General features: G+C 35.6%; 15 protein-coding genes and 1 other RNA gene. 8 read left to right on the forward strand and 8 right to left on the reverse strand.

The window, feature by feature from the left end; genetic code table 11:
* The first annotated feature begins 8 nt into the window (after positions 1–8).
* The 5 genes from DDD_RS01475 to DDD_RS01495 all read left to right on the forward strand — a co-directional run bounded on the left by DDD_RS01475 (position 9) and on the right by DDD_RS01495 (position 3641).
* On the forward strand, positions 9–1436 hold the full coding sequence (locus tag DDD_RS01475; protein ID WP_015360943.1) for a DUF4153 domain-containing protein: 1428 nt from the start codon (positions 9–11) through the stop codon (positions 1434–1436).
* Positions 1399–1692, forward strand: a complete 294-nt coding sequence (locus DDD_RS01480) for a hypothetical protein (protein ID WP_015360944.1) — start codon at positions 1399–1401, stop codon at positions 1690–1692. The genes DDD_RS01475 and DDD_RS01480 overlap by 38 nt, the downstream gene beginning before the upstream one ends.
* A gap of 136 nt (positions 1693–1828) precedes the next feature.
* Complete coding sequence (locus DDD_RS01485; protein WP_083892361.1) at positions 1829–2419, forward strand: DUF1361 domain-containing protein; 591 nt, start codon at positions 1829–1831, stop codon at positions 2417–2419.
* Entirely contained in the window at positions 2388–2789 is a 402-nt protein-coding gene (locus tag DDD_RS01490) for a ribosomal maturation YjgA family protein (RefSeq protein WP_015360946.1), read from the forward strand. Before DDD_RS01485 ends, DDD_RS01490 begins: the two co-directional genes overlap by 32 nt.
* A gap of 228 nt (positions 2790–3017) precedes the next feature.
* Positions 3018–3641 (forward strand): DUF1361 domain-containing protein, encoded by a 624-nt coding sequence (locus DDD_RS01495; protein ID WP_111474662.1) that lies wholly within the window; start codon positions 3018–3020, stop codon positions 3639–3641.
* A 43-nt stretch (positions 3642–3684) separates the two neighbouring features.
* Here DDD_RS01495 and DDD_RS01500 read toward each other — a convergent pair whose 3' ends face one another.
* Positions 3685–7320, reverse strand: coding sequence for a lectin-like domain-containing protein (locus DDD_RS01500; RefSeq protein WP_015360948.1), 3636 nt, complete (start codon positions 7318–7320; stop codon positions 3685–3687).
* Positions 7321–7385: 65 nt separating this feature from the next.
* The gene (locus DDD_RS01505) at positions 7386–8621 is read right to left on the reverse strand and encodes an NAD(P)-dependent oxidoreductase (protein ID WP_015360949.1); all 1236 of its coding nucleotides are present in this window, start codon (positions 8619–8621) and stop codon (positions 7386–7388) included.
* A 123-nt stretch (positions 8622–8744) separates the two neighbouring features.
* Between DDD_RS01505 and DDD_RS01510 the strand changes: the two genes are divergently transcribed.
* The 3 genes from DDD_RS01510 (at position 8745) to DDD_RS01515 (ending at position 12982) form a co-directional block, all read left to right on the forward strand.
* Positions 8745–9653 carry a YitT family protein gene (locus tag DDD_RS01510; RefSeq protein ID WP_015360950.1) on the forward strand — a complete coding sequence of 303 codons (909 nt, stop codon included), beginning with the start codon at positions 8745–8747 and terminating at the stop codon, positions 9651–9653.
* A gap of 264 nt (positions 9654–9917) precedes the next feature.
* Positions 9918–10316, forward strand: a transfer-messenger RNA (tmRNA) gene (gene ssrA, locus DDD_RS17470).
* 374 nt (positions 10317–10690) lie between these two features.
* Positions 10691–12982: a chondroitinase-B domain-containing protein gene (locus DDD_RS01515; protein WP_041566838.1), complete on the forward strand. Its 2292-nt coding sequence runs from the start codon at positions 10691–10693 to the stop codon at positions 12980–12982.
* A 360-nt stretch (positions 12983–13342) separates the two neighbouring features.
* On the opposite strand, the gene DDD_RS01520 is transcribed toward DDD_RS01515, so the two are convergent.
* The 6 genes from DDD_RS01520 to DDD_RS01545 all read right to left on the reverse strand — a co-directional run bounded on the left by DDD_RS01520 (position 13343) and on the right by DDD_RS01545 (position 21471).
* Complete coding sequence (locus DDD_RS01520; RefSeq protein WP_015360953.1) at positions 13343–14104, reverse strand: SDR family NAD(P)-dependent oxidoreductase; 762 nt, start codon at positions 14102–14104, stop codon at positions 13343–13345.
* A 27-nt stretch (positions 14105–14131) separates the two neighbouring features.
* Complete coding sequence (locus DDD_RS01525; protein ID WP_015360954.1) at positions 14132–14512, reverse strand: cupin domain-containing protein; 381 nt, start codon at positions 14510–14512, stop codon at positions 14132–14134.
* A gap of 2 nt (positions 14513–14514) precedes the next feature.
* Positions 14515–16719: a heparinase II/III domain-containing protein gene (locus DDD_RS01530; protein WP_015360955.1), complete on the reverse strand. Its 2205-nt coding sequence runs from the start codon at positions 16717–16719 to the stop codon at positions 14515–14517.
* A 196-nt stretch (positions 16720–16915) separates the two neighbouring features.
* Positions 16916–17767, reverse strand: coding sequence for a DMT family transporter (locus DDD_RS01535; protein ID WP_041566839.1), 852 nt, complete (start codon positions 17765–17767; stop codon positions 16916–16918).
* Positions 17768–17858: 91 nt separating this feature from the next.
* Positions 17859–20264, reverse strand: coding sequence for a glycoside hydrolase family 2 protein (locus DDD_RS01540; RefSeq protein WP_015360957.1), 2406 nt, complete (start codon positions 20262–20264; stop codon positions 17859–17861).
* A 16-nt stretch (positions 20265–20280) separates the two neighbouring features.
* Entirely contained in the window at positions 20281–21471 is a 1191-nt protein-coding gene (locus tag DDD_RS01545; protein ID WP_015360958.1) for a glycoside hydrolase family 88 protein, read from the reverse strand.
* Positions 21472–21489: the final 18 nt, after the last annotated feature.

Here is a 21489-nt window from a genome sequence, read left to right on the forward strand (position 1 = left end):
TTATCACCATGAAAAAAACCATAATTATTATCACCGGAGGAATCGTTTTTTCCACTCTTTTTTACTCCCAAAATCTAGGAATAAACGCTTTACTATATAGTCTGTTCTTGATTATTACTCTTTTTATAAATCACAAAACATTACTTTTTGAGAAAACCATTATTCTGAGCGGTTTTGCAATGCTAGCAAGTGCTACAGCCATTTGTGCTCATGGATCGGACTGGAGTATTTTTATGTACTTTTTGAGTACATTTCTATTTCTAGGATACATAGCTAGCTCTCAAAGTAGTATTTACGTGAGCTGGCTCAACGGTATTTACACCAGTTTATTCGGTGTATTTCATTCCCTATTTTATCAGGTAGAAAAAGAAAAAAAGCCAGAAAATGCAGAAAAAATTGACATAGGTCAGGTAATTAAATTAGTGATTATTCCAGTGGTATTGATCGTTGTTTTTACACTTCTCTACAGTTCTTCAAACCCTATATTTAATGATGTCCTAGAAGCTATAGACTTTTCATTTATTGATGTTTTTTGGTTGTTTACTGCTGCAATAGGTTCTTTAATAATGGCAAATATTGAAAAACCACAACCTATTCAAGAGCTTACTAAAAAAGACCAAGAAACACCTAATGAACTACTACCCAAATCACTAAATGATTTACAACTTAAAACAGTTCAAAATGAATCTCAAATAGGCTTTATTTCCATTCTTTGTTTGAATTTGCTGCTCGTATTTGTTTTAATTACAGAGGTACTTTTCTTGACCAACTTAAATACCACTCAAGCCAGTGTGCTGTCTCAAGCGGTGCACCAAGGAGTTTATGCCTCTATTGCGAGTATCGTTATTGCTATAGGAATAATCGCCTTCATATATCGAGGCGATGTCAATTTTCTTAAAAACAATCAAAACTTAAGAGCGCTTACTTACATCTGGATCATTTTAAACGCATTACTAGTAGCGAGTATTTTTACTAAAAACTACCTCTATATTGATGAACACGGACTTACACATAAACGTATAGGCGTGATAGTTTACTTGTTCTTGACAATTGCAGGATTAATCACTACCTATCTCAAAGTAAATCACCGACTCAACTTTGTTTATTTGATACGACGCAATCTAGTAATAAGCTACACTACTCTTGCAGTTTATGGTTTGATCAACTGGTCTGCTATTATTACCGAGCATAATATCGTGGAAGAAAAAGTATCAAGAGTTTATTTAGAAAGCTTGCTACCACAAAATGCGCTGGTTTTAAAAGAGTATAACCTTTATGATGATTACAAACTACAAACCAAAAGCAATATCTACTACTACGATCACTATAACGAGCAAGAATTCATAAATCGCAATTGGCAAGAATTCAATTGGATCGCTCACCAACTAAAACAAACCAATGAAAACATTTCTAAAGAGACTGCAGCCGCAAAATAGAGTAGCTATTCAGCTTGCATTTATATTCTTTGCCGCAGGGTCAATTGCATGTTTATTGTTATTTATTACAGGAGAGAAAATATTTCAAGCTGGAAGCATAGGTGTATTTATAATAGCGTTAATCACTAATGCGATGATGTTTTTGATTGTCTTACTCAACTATGTTTTAGGGTTTGTATCACATAAAGAAGCTTTATTTACCCTTTATGTCATTGTACTCAGCGTTTCTCTTTCACTCTTGCTACTTTTTATATAAGCTATAATTTGACAATTCATAATTCAAAAAACATCATTAAAATCACCTTATGAAAACATTATTTTTACATCGATTCCACGAGTTAAAACAAGTCTCTGTCTTGACTCTTTTATGCATTTGCTTGCTTGGGCTACGAATGAAAATCACACATGATTTTTTCATGTTGTTTTTAATTTGGAATCTTTTCCTAGCATTTATTCCCTATGTGATGGTAGTTCGTTTACGCTTTCGCGAAAGCGTATCCAAAACCAACCTCATACTTACTTTTATAGTTTGGCTAGCCTTCCTACCCAATGCTCCTTATTTAGTTACAGATTTGATTCATATTAGGCATGCAAGTGCTAGCTGGATCGTTTATGAATCACTTCTTATTTTAAGCTTCAGTACGACCGGATTATTTTTAGGATTTTTAAGTCTCAGAGATATGACGCAACTATTAAGTGAAAAAGGATGGTTGTCCAGCATAAAACAGAAGGCTCTATTTCAAAATATCGTCTTAATTCTATGCGGTTATGGCATCTATTTAGGAAGAGTTTTAAGATGGAATACATGGGACATCATTCAGCACCCAGAAAAATTATTTAAGGATATGGTAGATCTTTTTTTACATCCTTTTTCAAATCAAGAAGCCTGGCTCATGATAAGCAGTATGAGCTTTTTCCTTATGGTCACTTTTAATCTATTTAAAAATTATAATGAACCTACCAAAATTACATCGCAAGCCTAAAAAAGTATATATAATCGCAGCCTTGACCTTGTTTGTGATTGAAGTGTTAATAGAACAATATGCTCACGATGATTTTATAAGACCTTATCTAGGAGATTTTTTTGTGGTTATTTTAATTTATTCAGTTGTAATGTCGGTTAGTAATTTCAAGGTTTTGAGCGTTGCAATAGCAACCTTGCTTTTTAGTTACGCCATTGAAATAGCTCAATATGCACAGGTAGTCTCTCTACTAGGATTAGAAGATTACAAAATAGCAAGAATAATTATAGGCACGAGTTTTTCCTGGTGGGATATGTTGATGTATACTTTGGGGATTTTATTTGTTTTAATTATAGAAAAAATGATTGCAAAATTAAATTTCTTTAAATAACAGTCCTGAGAGTCTATTCTTCCATTGTTAGTATTTGATTCATTGTTGAACCGTGAAAGCTATAACCTTTATTTCTAGTCTTTTATAAAACAATAGGTGAAAATGGTTTCATTATGCTTTGATTTTTAATTTCTACTATATTTGTTTGACATACAAAACTCTAAAAGTGTAATGCTTAATTTTTTTAATAAATATAAAGAGATAAGAAGTGTGATGACACTTACACTAATGAGCATTTTATTACTTATTGTGAGATTAGAAGTTTACTATACTTTCGCGTTAGTTTATCTTATTTGGAATTTATTCCTTGCTTTTATACCATATCTATTGGTTGCCCGGTTGCGCTTTAAAAAGGATATCACAAACTTTAATATCATACTTTCAGGGATTATCTGGATTACTTTTCTTCCCAATGCTCCTTATTTACTAACAGATTTAATACATATTAAAACAGCACTAAAGAGCTGGATCGTTCTTGAATCATTAATGATTTTAAGTTTCTCCATCACAGGAGTTTATTTAGGCTTTATCAGTATGTATGATATGGTAACCATTTTAATAAAAAAAGGCTGGTTGAAAAATAAATATTGGGTTGCTATATTTGAAAATGGTATCTGGATTTTGTGTGCATGTGGTGTTTATTTAGGTAGGCATTTAAGATGGAATAGCTGGGATCTACTTCACAGCCCAAATAAAATTTTTTTAGACCTATTTTACCTATTTAAAGACGTCCACAAAAATCAAAATGCTTGGATAATGGTTGTAAGTTTGAGTACATTTTTAATAGTGATTTACGCATTATTCAAATCGTTTTTCTCGCTTCCAATAGTGATTTATAAAAGAAAAGTATGATTAATGTTTAAATATCGTTTTTACAGAAGCATGCAAAACAGATTTACCTTTTCAGTGCGAAATGTCCTTTAAAGCTTCTTCCATCAGTTAATTCAACGAGGTACCAGTAATCGCTAGATGGCATTGGGTTACCATTGTAAGTTCCATCCCATCCTGGTCCTGTGGCACTTATTTGTTTTAGTAATTTACCATAGCGGTCAAAGATGTAGATGCTCGCATCTGGGATCTCACTTACAGCGATTACTTGCCATGTGTCGTGGTAACCATCTTGATTAGGTGTAAAATATGGTGGTCCGCCTATAATTACTGCATCCATAGAAACTGTTCCACAACCGTTTTTATCTCTTACGTAGATCGTGTAGAATCCTGGATAAAGATTTGTAAATCTCTGGCTGTCTTGATACACAAAATTATCAAGTGAAAATTCATAATCACCGCTTCCTGTTACAATCGCAGTAAGAGTATTAGTATTTACTTCAAACTGTCCTACGTCTATACGTTCTATTACCGCCACATCAGATTCTACTACTGTGATTGTTGCAGTACTATCACAACCATCGCTATTAGTAACGGTTACAGTATAATCATCACCTGAAGAAACATCTATAGTTTGTGTCATCTCTCCAGTGGACCATAGGTAGCTAGAATATCCTGGTCCAGCATCAATTGTTTCTGGTACTCCAGCACAAATGGTGTAAGGTCCTTGATTTGCAATCGTAGGTCTTGCAAAGACTTCTATTCTAAAGGTAGAGACATCATAACAATCTTGATTTGAAGCGTTTTCAATTCTTGCATAAATAGTTTGTGCTCTACTCACATTTGTGTATGGAAAACTTAATGCTCCGGTATCATTATCCGCATCTGTCTGGCTGGTGTGATAAGTCACATTGAAATCTGCTGTACTTTGACCATTGTAAATGGAAGCATCTTGTGATGTAAAGTCAAATTCTTCAAAACCATCGTTGCTGATATCGTCACATCCTACTAAGTCTATCGCTGTACCAGCAGTAGGTTGCTCGCTTACTGTTAATGTAAAGCTGGTAGTATCTGCACAAACTGGATTTGCAACAGCTTCTATTCTTACAAAAATAGTTTCTGGAGTAGTTGTGCTACTTGCATAAGCAGTATCGTTAGCTATTTGATCTGTACCCATTCCTGTTTGAGCACCATTCAAGCTAGTATGGTAAGTAATATTAAAGTCTGTAGGGTTTTGACTGTCTAACACTTCACTATTTGCCATAGTAAGATCAAATATTTCAGAACCGTCATTTCCAGGATCATCACAAGTAATCATATCTTGAACAGCATTTGCTGTAGGCGTAGGACTGATCACAAATCGGAATGTCGTTGTAGTGTAACAAGTATCGTTATCTGCATTATCAATTCTAGCAAAAATATTAGGCGTTGCGCTGGTTACCGTATAAGGGCTAGCAAGTGGCGATGCGTTGTTATCAGCATCAGTTTGAGTAGCGTGATAAGTTACATTAAAACTAGGATTAGTCTGCCCGTCTAGAATAGTCATGTCAAACTGAGATAAATCTACATTTTCTGTTCCATCATTAGAAGGATCATCACAAACGATAATATCAGTAGGAGTTCCTGCTCTAGGTAATGGATCTACAAAAATGTCAAACATCTCTGTATCATAACAACTGCTGTTGGAATTGGTTTCTATTCTTACAAAAAGAGTAGTGGAACCACTGTTGTAAATGGTAGGTAGTGGAGTTGCTCCTCCGGCACTTCCTAAGTCAGCATCTGCTTGTGAGGTGAAGTATTCAATGGTGAAGTTTGCAGGGTTTTGCCCAAATAAAACAGCTGCATTTCTCGTACTTAAGTCAAAATCTTCTAAACCATCATTAGTACTATCGTCACAAATTCTGTATTCAGCAACAGAATTTGCAACCGCTTGCTCGTTAAGAACAATGTTTATAGGAGTAGTGCTGGCACAAGTTTCATTATCACTGTTGTCTATTCTTGCAAAAATGGTAGTTGTACCTGTTGTAATAGTAAAAGGACTGGTCAATTCTGGAGTACCATTATCAGCATCAGTTTGATTTGCATGGTAAGAAACTACAAAATTAGGAGACGTCTGGCCGTTAAGCACGTCAGCATCAAATTGCGATAAGGTTATATCTTCAGTTCCATCGTTAGACATATCATCACAAATAACAAGATCAGCTGGAGCTGTGGCTAGCGGTAGATCGTCTACAATAATGTCGAAAAAGGTGGTGTCAAAACAATCTGTGTTAGCAATATTTTCAATACGCACATACATGGTTTGTCCACCACTACTGTACATATTGCTTACAGGTGTTGCTCCGCCTACGCTTCCTTGATCAGCTTCTGCTTGAGTTGTGAAATATTCAATATTAAAGTCGGCTGGAACTTGACCTAGCAATACTTCTGGAATTCTAGAAACCAAATCAAATACCTCTGAATTGTTATTTGAAATATCATCACATAAGCGGTAAGTCGCTACTGGGTTTGCTACTGGCTGAGTAGAGACACATAACTCAAAATCTGTAGTATTGTAACAACTAGAACTGGTCACAGACTCTATTCTAGAATAGATACGTTCACAAATTGCAGTGTTAGAAAAGTTTTGAGGTAAAGGATTTGTCGCAGCATCGGCATCGATCTGAGAAGCATAATAAGATACAGTAAATAAAGTGGGATCTTGAGTTCCTATAACTGCAGCGTCCAATTGCAAAAGGTCATAAGTTATGATACCATCATTAGAAGCATCATCACAAACATTAAAATCTGCAACAGTATTTGCCGTAGGCTGTGATCCTACGGAGATCGTAAAATCTTCTTGTATGACATCACCACAACTGTTAGTAATATCTATATTGTAAGTTGTTGTAGTCGATGGACTAAAGGTGGGATTAGGGATATTAGGATTGCTAACTCCTGTAGCTGGCGTCCATAAATAACTGGAGGCACCATTTATCGTGGCATCTACATTTGATACCGTGTCACCTATACAAATTGCTGTATCATCTATAACTCCCAAATCATTTGCAAACGATATATAATCAAAACAAACACGCTGAAGATTTGCAGCGCCACCAGTAGAACCGGTGAACCCAAAATAGGAAAAAGTACTTCCTCCAAAAACTTGATTGATTAAATCTCCCGTGTAAGTTAATCTTAAGTCGCAATCAAAATAGATACTCATAGTTTGTGCTGTACCATCCCATTCAATACGAACGGCATGCTCCACGCCATCTTCTACATTATTTGAAGTAGGAGATGCTACAATAGGGCCTGCAAGATTTTGACTCATACTATGATCATTTATACCTGCAGATACCATTGCGATATGATCAAAAAATGGATCTGAAAGATCAGTATTTTGCCATGTATCAAATTCAATAGCAAAAGAATTAGTAATACCTTCATAACCCATTCCACCACCTAAATTACCAATTACAGGATTGGGAGAATTTTTCATTACAAAGGTGAGTCCATCAGCACCGTTAGCATCATTTGTCCCTAGAAATATTCTAAATTCTATTATAAAATTAAGACGCATATTGATGCGATCGGGAGACCAAATCGCACCAGATTGTCCATTCAAATTTGGAGTAATTTGATAACAATCATTACCTACAGAAGATGCGTTTCCTATTAAACTAGGATTGAACTGCGCTTGTAAAAAAAAGCTACATAACATTATAAAGCTTAGGATGCTATAAAATCTAATACTGTTACAAAGTTGTGTAGTCATCATTTACTTATCTAGTTTTCTGACGATTCTTCTGAATAGACAAAGTCATTCAAGTAAGCAAATCTTTCAGTTAGCTTGCCTTCGCTTGTGGTCATTTTTGCTCTTTCTAATACTCCGTTTCTATCACCATTAAAAAAAGCAGGAATCACATGTTTTTCAAACATTTCTCCAAAACCTTCACTAGCATCTTTGGGTAATTCACAAGGCAAATTATCTACTGCCATAACCGTAATGGAGCCTGGAGTCTTGAAAGGGACCTCGTTTTCGCCTTGAGCGTCATAACCATATAAAGGATCTTTAATTGTACTAGGTCTCAAAGTAGATGCTATAGGTCCATCGATATCACAGCTTACATCTGCAACAAGGTCAATCTTAAAATCAGATTGTTTTGCATCTTCTCTGGTAAAAAGATAGGGTGCGCCATTCCCGTAAAAGTGACCTGTAATAAGCATGTCAGTAACCTGAGCATATTTCATAAAGTCACTAACTAGTAATTCTGGATTATTATAGCATTCGGTTTTTGTAGGTCGGTAACCGTCTTTACGTGTGTAATAATGTTGCACATCAAGAATCGTAAAGGTGGTTTGTTTATTTTGAAAGTGGCCTAGTTGCAAGTATTCTTTAGGCTTTAATTGTTTGATTTCTAGAGTATCAAGTATTTCTTTAATTCCACCAGCGACTTTGCCATTCCCTGTCATTACTATATGAATAGGTGGCAATTTATCTTTGATTTGCTTTAATTCCTGCTGTAATGCTTCATAATCTGGAAGACGCTCCACTTTAGGTAAATTAAAAATATCGTCCCTCAAACCTAGCGCTCTAAATCCATTGTAAGCACCTACAATACCAGCATACCTACCAAAACCTATTAATCGCGCACCATTTTTTCTAACTATGGTTTCATGATCATACAATTCAATTTTCTTGTCTAGAATCGCTCTAAGCAGTTCTTTATTATAAGGTTGTTTTTTTATAGTATGAGAAAAGAAAAAGTATTTCTTTTTTGGAATCAAAGCGTCTATAGGAACTTCTTTCACGCCTATCATCACGTCAGCACTTGAAACGTCATCTGTAACCGTTATCCCATGAGAAGTATATTGCTCGTCTGAAAAAATTCTGATAGGTGAAGATTCTGCTATGAATTCCGCTTTCGCGAAAGCGAGATTCAAACGGTTCAATTGCTCTGGAGTAAAAACCACTCTCCTATCTGGCGGATTCTTTCTCTCTCTAATAATGGCAAACTTCATAGTCGTATTTTAATCTAGCAATATAATAAAAATGAGGTGTTCTTAGAATATCAATACCTGCCGAATTATTATAAGTTGTCTTATATTTCATTTTGCTAGCAATAATTAAAAATTATTAAAACCATGATAAGATATTTAAGAGAATACAGTCAGATCGCAATTGGGATCTTTCTTGCGAGTATAGGCCTTAAAGCTTTTTTATTACCAAACAACTTTCTGGACGGTGGCGTCACTGGAATAGCCATATTATTAAGTTTAAAAACAGGATGGGATATTTCTATACTGTTAGTATTATTAAGTATTCCGTTTATTATCGTGGGAATATTTACGGTATCTAAGAGAATTGTAATCAAATCTATTGTGGCGATTGCATTACTCGCACTTTCTATAAGTATAGAAACCTTTCCTATTATTACTGAAGATAAATTACTGATTTCGATTTTTGGCGGTATGTTTCTGGGTGCAGGAATAGGCGTAACTATACGCAACGGAGCAGTACTAGATGGATCTGAGCTTTTAGGGCTTTTTGTTTTCAACAAATATGGAATAAGTATAGGGAAAACCATTATTGCCTTTAATGTGGTGCTATTTTGCATTACTGCCTACGTCGTTTCGGTAGAAATAGCCATGTACTCTATTCTTGCTTATCTAGTTACCGCAAAAGTGATTGATTTATTTATTCAAGGTCTAGAAAATTTTATAGGACTTACCATTGTTTCTCAAAAGTCTAAAGAAATTACAGACGCTATTGCATTTGAATTAGGTGTCGGGATGACGATTTACAAAGGCGCCAGCGGTTATGGAAGTAGTGGTGTAAATAAAGAAATCAATATTATACAAACTATTGTAAACCGTATAGACATTAATAAAACGCTAAATCTTGTTGAAGAGATAGATCCTAAAGCTTTTGTGATTGAATTTGATGTGAACAAAGTACGTGGTGGCGTTTTGAAAAGATATTTAACTAAAGGATCCAGTGCCTCTTTGCCTAAAGATTTAATAAAAAACAAGCTTTCCACAGAAGACAATTAATTTATGGGAATAATCGTAAATGAGTAGGGAATTGACATCATTTAAAAAGCTAGAAATATGCTATTGCTTTCTCTATAGTTAGAACTAGAATCTTTATTTATTTGAAATGTTTAGACTACTGTTTCCAGTTTAAAGAACTGGAAAATTTACTTTTAGAATTGGCATAGTTTTTACACTACCATCCTAGATAGATGATTATATTTGCTGTCCTTATTTAGATAGATAATCTGATATAAGCAATTTTCAGTTTACTGAAGAAAAAATGGGGTCGACTGGTTTTGACAGCGAGACCGACTTGATTGTAAGCATGTAGAGCGCTGGGACATAGCTCTTAAATATCATGATTCACACTTTTTTAAACGGCGAGAATAACTACGCCCTAGCAGCATAATCTGAATTATAGTAAGATGTGCCTCGGCTCGTAAGACGAGCATGCAGGAAGTTCCTCAAAGGCCTTGGTTTACGGCACTTGATTTAGGGACTTCGTAAAAGTAAACCTATCCTCAATAGGGCTTTGATGTTGAGGAGAAACTTAATTGAAGACAAGCGTTGCTTTGGTAGTTTCTAACCGGTGTAACGACTGAAACTAAATGGAAACTAAACATGTAGAAAGCGATGAATTCGCTCGTTTGGACGAGAGTTCGATTCTCTCCGACTCCACCACTTAATTCAAACCTCTTTAGATCAATGATTTAAAGAGGTTTTTACTTTTCTTCAAAATTCATCAAAGAGTTATTATTCATTGAGTTATAGGTTCGAACTCTTATGGTTACGAAATTAAACACTTAAAGCTCAAATTCTTTGACCATAATGAAGCTTATTAAATAAAATTAAATGCTTTTAATATTGGAGTTACCTTGCTTTCGCGAAAGCGAAACTAAAAAGATATAACTTCTCACTAACAGTATTAAATGAAAAAAATAGAGTTTTTATTAGTACTTTGAGGCGTGTCTAGTACAATTTTCTACTTGATTAAGTACTCAAATGCACCTAACTAAAGTGTTTTACTTTATATCTTCATGACCTTAAACTCACCCATGAAAAAAACATTCTTAATCATTTTTACTTTAGCGATATTTGGTTGTAATAACCAAAATGAAACAGATTCGTTATTGGTCTCAAACATAAATGAATTGCAAGAGGCTATTACTAACTCAGAACCTGGAGACGTAATCACAATGAAGAATGGTGTATGGAATAATTCTCAAATAAAATTCCATGCTACAGGTACTCAAAATCGACCTATAACTTTAAGAGCAGAAACGCCAGGCGAGGTAACCATCGAAGGTGAGTCGGTTTTAAAAATAAGTGGAGAACACTTAATTGTTAAAGATCTTTATTTCAAAAACGGTTATACTCCAGATGAAGCTGTAATTATTTTTAGAAACAGTCCTGATTCTATTGCCTACAATTGCCGTGTTACAAGAACAGTAATAGAAGAATTCACGCAACTCGATAGACATAGAAAGGATCATTGGGTAGAATTTTATGGACGTAATAATGAGATGGATCATTGTTATATCGCTGGAAAATCCAACGAAGGCCCTACAATAAAGGTGTATTTAAATGACAACCGTCATATTAATAATTATCATAAGATTCATGATAATCACTTCGGTCCTCGACCTAGAAAAGGTGGCCCAAAAGCCGAAACGATGCAGCTAGGCGCCAGTACCACTTCCATGACTCCATCATATACGCAAGTAACCAATAACTTATTTGAAAAATGTAATGGTGAGGTGGAAGTTATTTCTAGTAAGTCAAATTTTAACAACTTTAGCAACAATGTGTTTCTAGAAAGTGAAGGATCTGTAGTGACACGACATGGAAATTATGCTAACATCAGCGGGAATATGTTTCTTGCAAATGATAATCCGTACGTAGGTGGAATACGTGTCATAAATACTGGTCATTGGGTTACCAACAATTATTTCTTTGGATTAAAAGGTCAAGAATTCCGTGCGGCACTTGCTGTGATGAATGGTATTCCTAAATCTCCCTTAAATAGATATAATCAAGTGACAGATGCAGTAATTGCGCACAATAGTTGGATCAATTGCGAGCAACCTATTCATTTCTCAGTAGGTGTCAACTTAGATCAAGCTGAAGTGTTGCCTCCGTCAGAAATAAGGTCTGCTCGTCCTAAAAGAGTGATTTTTGCTAACAACTTTGTGTATAATGACAAGTTCATGTCCTACCCTATAAAAGCCTATGATAAAATAGATGGAATCAAATTCAAGAGTAACTTGATGGTTAGTAATCAAACCATGGACTCTGATCGTAATGATTTTAAATTACAATCTGTTTCTGAATTCATAGGCGATGAAATGTTTTTTGCTCCAGAATATGACGGTGAACTTTACAAAGGCTTTGATTTTGAAACCATTGATCAAGACATATTTGGCCATGCTAGAAATGAAGATCAAAATCATGTAGGTGCTATTATTCCGCCGATAGACCCTACTGTGGCAAAAGTAGATTTTGCTAAATACGGCGCATCATGGTTTACTCCTTATCAAGGGAATCAAGATATTAAAACGCACAACGTTTCTAATTCTGGTGAGTTAATCGCTGCTATTGAAAAAGCAAACTCTGAGGATGTCATTACGCTTAATCCTGGTAATTACCTTATCGACAAAACTATAAATCTATCTAAAGAATTAACTGTAAATAGTGCAAGTGAGAAGGCTACTATTCAGTTTAATGCTTTAAAGTTAGGGTTTTTAATACACCCTAAAGGAATTCTACATTTAGAAAATTTGAATATAGTAGGAACACCAGAACAAGATTTATTCAATACTCTAGACGAGAACATGTCTATGGCTTATGGAATTCATATGAATGATGTGAGTGTTTCTAATTTTAAATCGGTTATCGATGCTTCAAAAAGCTCTTTTGCAGATGAAATTATAATCAGTAATTCTCAATTTGATAATTGTAAGAATGGTTTTTTACTAGATAAAGAAACAGACGATAAAGGAGATTATAATGTAGAATTCTTAACGATTACAAATTCAACTTTTGATAATATATCCAATGAAGTAATAGACTTTTACCGCGGTGGTTATGACGAATCTACCATAGGTGGAGTGCTTCATTTTGAAGAAAATATTGTTACAAATTGTGGCGCATTAGATACTGACGAAATCCTTATCAACACTCGTGGTATTATCAATGTCACCATGAAAGGCAATCAATTCAAGAACAACAAAACTAAACTCACAGCAGTACTTTGGGGTGCAAAAGGACAAGAACCTGTAAATAATACCATCGTGAATTCTGGAAAGATTAAAGTGGTAGAGAATCTGGAGTTGAAGTTGGTTTACTAACGAACAGGTTCAAGATCGTTTCACTGCAAGATTCAAGAGACAAGGGAGACAAGGGACAAGAGTCAAGAGACAAGAAATCTCACAGCACGCATTCCGACTTTAGTTATAGATTCCGCATCAAGTGTGGAAATTCATGCTACAAAACACCCTTTGCCTATCGGTGTTTCCCTCAAGGGAAAGCCAAAATAACAAGCTAGGGCAATAAAATAAAATTAGAGAGAAAAATATCATCTTCCCTTGAGGCCTGGCTGCCGAATGGCATGGGAAGACAGGAGATGCATGTTTTTTATTTCAAAGACGCACAAACGAAAAAATCCCTGATCTCACGATCAGGGATTTTAAGTAGTTTGTGAATAAGAATTAGATACCTAATGCTTGTCCACCACCTATCTGAATAGTCTCTGCAGTGATGAATGATGCATCTTTACTCGCGAGAAAAGAAACAACACCACTTACATCTTCTGGTTGACCTAGACGACCTAATAAGATATTATTTGCCCAAGAAGCAAACACTTCTGGCTTCGTATCTTTAATTTGCTGGTGAAAAGGAGTATCAATAGTTCCAGGAGAAACTGCGTTTACTCTTATTCCATATTCTGCAAGATCTTTTGCAAGAGCTCTTGTAATTGCATGTACTCCAGCTTTAGAAGTTCCATAAATACCAGCACCTGGTCCACCAGCATTCCATGCTGCGTTAGATGTATAGTTGATAATTGAAGGATGCTCTCCATTTTTAAGGAATGGAATCGCAGCTCTAGATGCAAAGAAAACAGAGTCTAAATTTAATGCCATTACTTTTCTATAAAAGTCTGTAGTCATCTCTTCAAAACGAGATCTTCCACCTAATCCACCAGCATTGTTAACTAGTGTATCGATTCTACCATATTTCTCACCAATGGCAGTGATATTTTTAGTGACAGCGTGCTCATCTGTCACGTCAAAGCCCATGTACTCAGCATCAACTCCAGCCTCTTTAAGCTCTGCAACTCTTGCCGCACCAGCCTCATTATCTATACCGTTAAGAACTACAGTATAACCATCGTGACCTAATCTTTTTGCTACTTCAAAGCCTATTCCACCGGTTGCACCAGTTACTACGGCTACTTTTCCTTTATTACTCATATTGTTGATTGTTTACTAATTATGATTTTATTTATCTTCTTTATCTCCAAAGTATGAAACGCCACTACCGTCTAGAAAATCTTCTCGCACAGGTGCAAAAACGTCTATTAACATTCCTTCTTCTAGGCAAACTGCGCTGTGCATTAAATTAGGCTCCATGTAAACACCATCGCCAGCTTTAACAATTTGCTTCACGCCATCTATTTCAAATTCAAATTTTCCTGCCGCTACATAAGTAGTTTGTGTATGGAAATGTTGATGTGGAGCACCTTCAGCACCTTTTTCAAACTTCACTTGTACCATCATGATCTGATTGTCGTATCCTAAAAATTTACGAGATACGCCACCTCCTAAATTCTCCCATTCCATATCGTCTGTTAAAATGTATTTTTCACTAAATCTTTTCATGATTATAATTTAATTAATTGATGCGGTCCTTCCCAACTATAAGAATTTCCGTTATAAGTTATTGTATGATTCTTTTGATTATCTCGCTTTCGCGAAAGCGTGTATAAATAAAGATCTTCTCCAGCTTTAAATGTCACGATATCACAACCATTTTGCTGCTCATGCTTTACGTCAGAGATCACAGATTTAGGCTGAGCAACCGTTTCTTGGATCGGATTAAAAAAACCGTGTGGCTCAATAATGTTCACAAAAGTATGAGTAGAATCACCTTTAGGTTGTCTTAACAAATATTGCCTTTGAATATTTAGATTAAATTCTGGATCATTTGCACCAGTTTGAGTAATGAATAACTCTGTATTAGAATCTGTGATACTCGTAATCGTATAAAAACGTTGCGCTTGTAAAAAAGTGAACTTAGTGTTTTCACTATTTGCATTTGGAGATCCTTTTGCAAGAACTTCAAGGTGATTATACCCATTATCTGTTCCTAAAACTGTCTTATTAACAGGTCGCGTATATTCAAATTGTGTATCAATGATATCTCCATAGAACGGAAAATTCATATCCATTTGATGTCCAGTTTTAGAATCAATATGATATAAATCGATAATGAAAGGACGATCAGAAATAGCTGGCTCGTTTACCATTGTGATGGAGCGTGACAAACTTGTATTGCTATATGCCATAGTATCCATGGCGATGGTAACTTGCAATCGCTCGCCGGCTACATCTGTTTTTACTAGTTGAGAAACATATTCTTCTGAATATTTCACATTTCCTTTGTACTGAGATTTTTCATCCAGAACGACCGCTGCATGTGAAATGGTGTGCTGGGCATAAGTTTTGTTCTCTGGCAAATACCTTCCTCCACGTTTTGCTTCTATGTTTAAAAATCGAGCCGCTCCATAATCTGGAATAATTTCATGACCATGATCATAAACTGATAAACTCAAACGATCAAAGTGTCCATGTCCCATGCCTTGAGTAGAAAATTTAAGTACGGCTTGTAGCTGTCCATCTGTATTTTGAGGACTACGTAATAAGGCAAGTCCACCACTATTACCTTCTACCCCATCGGCAATGAACATACTAGGTCTGTTATAAAAATCCTTAGTATCTTCTGTAATAGCATTTGCTGCCATGGCACCAGCATCAGTCAATGATATTTTACCCATCATTTTAATGACCGGTAAAAGACTCTCATCTTTATACTGTTTATAAGCAATATTTGTAGCAAAAACTACCTCATCACTTTCCCATGTTTTACTTTTTATCGCATCGTTAATAGGATAAAATCGACCTTGTTCATCGGTTAGTTGTAACAAAGTGGTTACTGCTTTCTTTAATATCCCATCTCTATGTTCAAAGATTTTAACTTCAGGATTATTCTTTTCTATCGCTTCGGCAAAAGCGATAAAAGGTAATATAGCATATCTATGATAGTAAGGTCCTTCACTATAAAAGCCATCACTTGAAAATAAATGATCTAGCTGAGCTATAAATCCTGTTTTACCATCTTTGTTAGACCCATAAATAGATGTTTGCACCATTTCATCATCACCTAGTACCATTCCAGTCATTCCCACAGCAGCTACTGACCAGGTTCCATGATTATGAATTTTATTAAAAACGTCATAACTATCTACGCTTAAGAAATGAGCCATCGGGCGCAATAAATCTTTTTCGATTTTACCTTGTTCCTGCTCGCTTAAAAATTCACGACTTAAATCATAAGACTGAATCATATAAAATAAAGTTACTGCTTCATTAAGACCTTGCCAATACAGTTTACCAGGCGGATGATTTTCTTTTGCTTTAGGATGCAATCCTAAGTTAGGATACATACTCGCATAGCTCTCAAACATTTCTTTAATAAAAGCCAGTTTATCATCTGCAGGATTGAGATTATGAGAAATAGCAACGCGATAAAGTTCTGCATAGTTTTTTTTGTGTTTCTCATGTGAGTAGCCGCCGCCAGCATCTATTGGTTGTGGCACTTTAAGAGGATTTTCAAGAATCTCTTTTACCTGAATCTCTAATTGACTAATAGCGTTCTCTACTAAGTCGCTTTTAGGATTCTGGAACAACTCCATACCAGTTGAAGTTAAGAGTAATTGAGCACTCGATTCCTTAACACTAGTGGTTTGTTTCTCTTGACAAGCCATAAAACTTATCGCAATAAAAAGTAATAGAAGTTTATTTATCATGAAGTTGATTTAATCTTAAAGGACAGATTTTCAAACGAAAACGATTTCGATTAAAATTGGTTAACCAATCTGGTTGCCCAAAATAAAGGTTTTCGCTGCTGAATTGCAAGCAACTTGTAGCTTTTATTTTCTAATTGATTAATTTGAAGGGATGTTTTTAAGAATAACGCTTTCGCGAAAGCGTAAACGTACTACTTTACTTACTAATTCTTGCTTTGTATAATATATTAAGCACAAGTCCTGTTATCACTAAAAGAATACCGACTACAGACCAAATCGTATATATTTCTAAAAACCAAACGACACCGATAATTACTGTAAAGATGACTTCCAAATATTTGAGAGGCGCTACTTGATTTGTTGATGCTATTTGAAATGATTTAGTCATAAATAATTGACCTATAAAACCTACTACACCCAAACCTAATAGTAGAAACCATTCATTGCCAACAGGTGTTTTCCAATCGTTGAGCGCTAACAATCCACCTAAAACAGTTCCTATAATCATGAAGTAATTAATTATTACCATAGGATGGTCTTGCTTACCAATTTTTGAAATCACAACAAAAACTAGTCCCATGCACAACGCCGATGTAAGTACCAAAAGCAAGCCTATAAGACTTGTCGTACCATCAAATCCCTGAAGTACAAACACTCCAGTCAGTGCCATAAAAAAGAATAACCATTGCAAAGGTTTAATGGTTTCTTTAAGCCAAATTACAGCAAATATTGCTGCAAAAATAGGCGACAGATATCTTAAAGTAACTGCAGTTCCTACTGGCAAATATTTTAATGAAAGAAAAAACAGAATAAGTGATATGGCGCCTATAACACCGCGTGCAATCAACAGCATACGCTTATTACCAAGTAACGGAATTTTCTTATAAATAAGATACGGCATTGTAAATATTAACGTTCCAAGTGACCTGAAAAACACTTTCTCATAGGCATTGAATCCATCTAAATATTTAACCACACCATTCATCACTGCAAAAGCCAAAGTGCTTAATAGCATAAATATGATGGCTTTTTTGAGGTCTGTCTTCATATAAGATTGCAAAGATGAGTTTTTCTCTTTTAGAAATAAAAAATCCTACGCAATAATACTTATGTAGGATCGTTTAAATCCGTTACTATTTCTAGTCAATAACAAGGTAGGTTCCTTTAAAGCTTTGATTCAATACCATTACTTCTAGTGGAGCTCCGCTACTGTCGCGCTGCACTACTATAGATGCTCTCCCATTTGCCATTTTTATAGATTCACTTCCTGTAGGTGTTCCTAGACTTTTCATAGTTGCACCACCAGACATCGCTTGAAAGTACACGCGATCTTCATAGTCTAAACATCGCAAACCATTACTATCTTTTGCAGTAGCAGTGATCAAATAATGACCATTATCTAGTTTTTTAGATCCTAGAGTAAGTTCTTTGGCTTTACTATTTTTAGTAAATCTATAGTTAACGTTTAGTTCATCGGTTACTTGCTCACCATTAGTTGTAGTTCCTATGGCTTTCATAGTATTTGCTCCTTCAATGAAATCTACGGTCCATGTTAATCCAGATGCTGGGAATTTGGTAATATCTTTTTTCTTGGTTCCAAGGGATTGGCCATTCATGAAAAACTCTACTTCTGGCGCATTGGAATAAACACTTATTTCTCTTTGTGTTCCCTCAGGACCTTGACGTTCTGTCCAGGTATGTGATTCTATCCATGCAAAGGGCTCATCGCTCCAGTAACTTTTGAAAACATAATAAGAATCTTTAGGATTATTATCTCGATCTACTAGTCCTTTCTGGTTGATATAAGGAATGTCATTTTCTGGTCGCAATGGCGTTCCAAAATCCTTAAATGCCCATTGTGCATTTCCTACAAAAGTGGAATCGGTTTCCGAGATTCTTAAATGCCAGTCAAATAAATCAACCATATAGTTTTCGCTCCAGTCGCCTATTTGAGCAATGTTTGCTACGTCAGTTTGTACAATGGCTTCTTCCCAGCCATCGGCTTGAATTTCTCCTTCACCAGTTATAGGGTTTTCTGTGTGACGGCCTAAATGACTGCTACCTCCATATTCTGTATGAATAAAATGCTTGTATTGAGCTTTATATTGATCGATTGCTTTTTGGTAGCTTTTATAGCTTCCAGAATACCATCCTGACCAAATAGATGGGGAAAATACATCTACTATATCTGCTCCTTCATAATATTTTCTGATTGCGGTTACTCGAGACGGATCCATTTCGTGAGCTAGATCATTGAGCAATTGTAAATACTCATTCATTTTTACCGTATTATCACCATCTTCAAAATCTGGCAACCAATACATCTCGTTTCCTAAGGACCAGAAAACGATACTGGGATGATTGTAATTTTGATTGATAATTTCTTTCATCATATTTGTGGTGTTTTCTTTCCACACATCATTTCCTAATCCTCCACGACACCATGGTAATTCATCCCATACTATTAATCCTAGTTCATTACAGGCTTTATAAACCTCAGGATCTTGCGGATAATGTGCTAGTCGCACAAAATTGGTTCCCATGCTTTTAATGAGTTCCATATCAGCACGATGTTGTTCATTGCTCATGGCTGCTCCTACTCCAGCATGCTCTTCATGTCTATGAGTTCCTCTCAATAATAATCGTTCTCCATTTAGATAAAAAGCACCGTGGTCCTTAAATTCAAACCAGCGTAATCCTACCTTTTCTTCAGTTTGATCGATGATCTCATCACCATCTTTTACCATGACTGTTAATGTGTAAAGATTTGGGGTTTTAGGGCTCCATAGTTCTGGATTTAATATTGGGTCTATAGTAACAGTGGCTACTCTATCCCTTATTTCCACTTTAGGACCAGCTATTATAGCACCATTAGGAGCTTTAAGTGTTGCATCGATTGTATTTCCTTCTAGAAATTGAGAAAAAGAAACCTCAGCAATAATAGTAGCGCTTTCTTTTGAAACCTCTGGCGTAGAAACTTTTACTTTATCAATATGTGTCGCCGGCAAAGTAACGAACCATACGTCTCTGGTAATCCCTCCAAAGATGAAGAAATCACTCTTCTGACTTGGAATTACTTCTGGGTCATAACTGTTATCTGCTCTAACTAAAACTTCGTTACTTCCTACTTTTACTACATCTGTAATATCGATGGTAAAACCTATGTAACCACCTATGTGACCACCAACTTTGGTTCCGTTTACATAAACTTCTGACACGATGTTTACTCCTTCAAAATAGAGTTCATAAACGGCATTTGAAGAAACCGTTTCAATATCCAACTCTTTTTTATACCAGCTAGCATTGCGTCTGTAACCTGGGTCAAGATCTGTCGCATCGAGCGCATTCCATGTGTGAGGAAGATCAATGTTTTCCCATCCTTCTATTTCTAAAGCTTGATTGGGTTGTAAAACTGATTCTTCAAGATACTGCCAGTCTTTATTAATATTTACTTTAGAACGAGTTACGGTTTTGTTACTAGTTGCCGTATCACAGCTTATGGTTACAATAAATAATAGGATAAAAAGTCTTAATAAATGTTTCATATAAGGATGATTGTAATTATTGGTTGAATTCTTCTAATCGTAGCATTAATTCTAGGAAATAATAATCTCCGTAGATGATAGGTTCGTCCATTTCTGAACGTTTAGACCAGTCACCTGAGCTATGAGCTAGAATAAAAGGGATGTCTAAATCTGCGGGAAGAATGTACTCTTCAGACTTTAAGCTATTCAATACTTGCTTACTGTAATTGATGTATTGTTCATCTTTTGTATAACCATACAACTCCACTAATGCCGATGCTACGATAGCAGCTGCAGATACATCTCTGGGCTCATTAGGAATATTAGGCGCATCAAAATCCCAATATGGGATACCGTCTTCTCTCATATTTTTATGATTGATAAAGAAGTTTGCGGTCGCTTCTGCTTGTTCTAAATAGCGCTTATCATTTGTGTAACGATATGCCATCGTGTATCCATAAATTGCCCATCCTTGACCACGTGCCCAAGCTGAATCATCGCTGTAGCCTTGATGCGTTACTCGATCTTTTACCTCACCAGAAATAGTATCATAAACGACTACATGAACCGTACTATCATCCTTTCTAAAATGATTTTTAAGGGTTGTATTTGCATGAGTAACTGCAAGCTTATGAAACGTAGAATCTCCAGAAAGCCTTGTCGCTTCAAAAAGCAATTCTAGGTTCATCATATTATCTATAATAACTGGGAATTCCCATTGGTCGCGTCTAAAATCCCAAGATCTTATAGATTGTACATTTGGATTAAATCGTGTCGCTAGAGTTTGTGCACTTTTTAATAAAATACTTTTGTACTCCTCATTTTTTGTACGATTGTAACCTAAACCAAAACTGTTGTAGACCTTGAAACCCATATCGTGAGTTCCATCGTTATACTTTTCCTTCTCTATAAAAGCAGTCCATTTTTGTGCGCTTTCGCGAAAGCGAGATTCACCAGTAACATCACTCAACATCCACAGGTTTCCTGCATAAAAACCACTCGTCCAATCTTTAGATGGGCGTTGAAGGATTTGTTTTGTATCAGGATTGTAACTTCGCGGAAAAGCTGCAGATTCTATAGGATAACGAAGCAGTTTCTCATAACGGGCTTTCAACAGCAGGTCTATATTGGTAGCACTTGAACTGTCAACTTCTTTCTCTTGAGGTTTACAAGAAGCCAGTAATATCATGCAGGTCAAAAGCCAACCGAAGTTGTAAATAGTTTTCATTGGAACAATAGATTTAAA

Source organism: Nonlabens dokdonensis DSW-6 (assembly GCF_000332115.1).
GTDB classification, from domain to species: domain Bacteria; phylum Bacteroidota; class Bacteroidia; order Flavobacteriales; family Flavobacteriaceae; genus Nonlabens; species Nonlabens dokdonensis.

Bases quoted from the DNA above. Each gene is read 5' to 3' on its own strand.
- DDD_RS01475 (WP_015360943.1), top strand. From the start codon at position 9: ATGAAAAAAACCATAATTATTATCACCGGAGGAATCGTTTTTTCCACT.
- DDD_RS01480 (WP_015360944.1), top strand. From the start codon at position 1,399: ATGAAAACATTTCTAAAGAGACTGCAGCCGCAAAATAGAGTAGCTATT.
- DDD_RS01485 (WP_083892361.1), top strand. From the start codon at position 1,829: ATGAAAATCACACATGATTTTTTCATGTTGTTTTTAATTTGGAATCTT.
- DDD_RS01490 (WP_015360946.1), top strand. From the start codon at position 2,388: ATGAACCTACCAAAATTACATCGCAAGCCTAAAAAAGTATATATAATC.
- DDD_RS01495 (WP_111474662.1), top strand. From the start codon at position 3,018: ATGAGCATTTTATTACTTATTGTGAGATTAGAAGTTTACTATACTTTC.
- DDD_RS01500 (WP_015360948.1), bottom strand. From the start codon at position 7,320: ATGTTATGTAGCTTTTTTTTACAAGCGCAGTTCAATCCTAGTTTAATA.
- DDD_RS01505 (WP_015360949.1), bottom strand. From the start codon at position 8,621: ATGAAGTTTGCCATTATTAGAGAGAGAAAGAATCCGCCAGATAGGAGA.
- DDD_RS01510 (WP_015360950.1), top strand. From the start codon at position 8,745: ATGATAAGATATTTAAGAGAATACAGTCAGATCGCAATTGGGATCTTT.
- DDD_RS01515 (WP_041566838.1), top strand. From the start codon at position 10,691: ATGAAAAAAACATTCTTAATCATTTTTACTTTAGCGATATTTGGTTGT.
- DDD_RS01520 (WP_015360953.1), bottom strand. From the start codon at position 14,104: ATGAGTAATAAAGGAAAAGTAGCCGTAGTAACTGGTGCAACCGGTGGA.
- DDD_RS01525 (WP_015360954.1), bottom strand. From the start codon at position 14,512: ATGAAAAGATTTAGTGAAAAATACATTTTAACAGACGATATGGAATGG.
- DDD_RS01530 (WP_015360955.1), bottom strand. From the start codon at position 16,719: ATGATAAATAAACTTCTATTACTTTTTATTGCGATAAGTTTTATGGCT.
- DDD_RS01535 (WP_041566839.1), bottom strand. From the start codon at position 17,767: ATGAAGACAGACCTCAAAAAAGCCATCATATTTATGCTATTAAGCACT.
- DDD_RS01540 (WP_015360957.1), bottom strand. From the start codon at position 20,264: ATGAAACATTTATTAAGACTTTTTATCCTATTATTTATTGTAACCATA.
- DDD_RS01545 (WP_015360958.1), bottom strand. From the start codon at position 21,471: ATGAAAACTATTTACAACTTCGGTTGGCTTTTGACCTGCATGATATTA.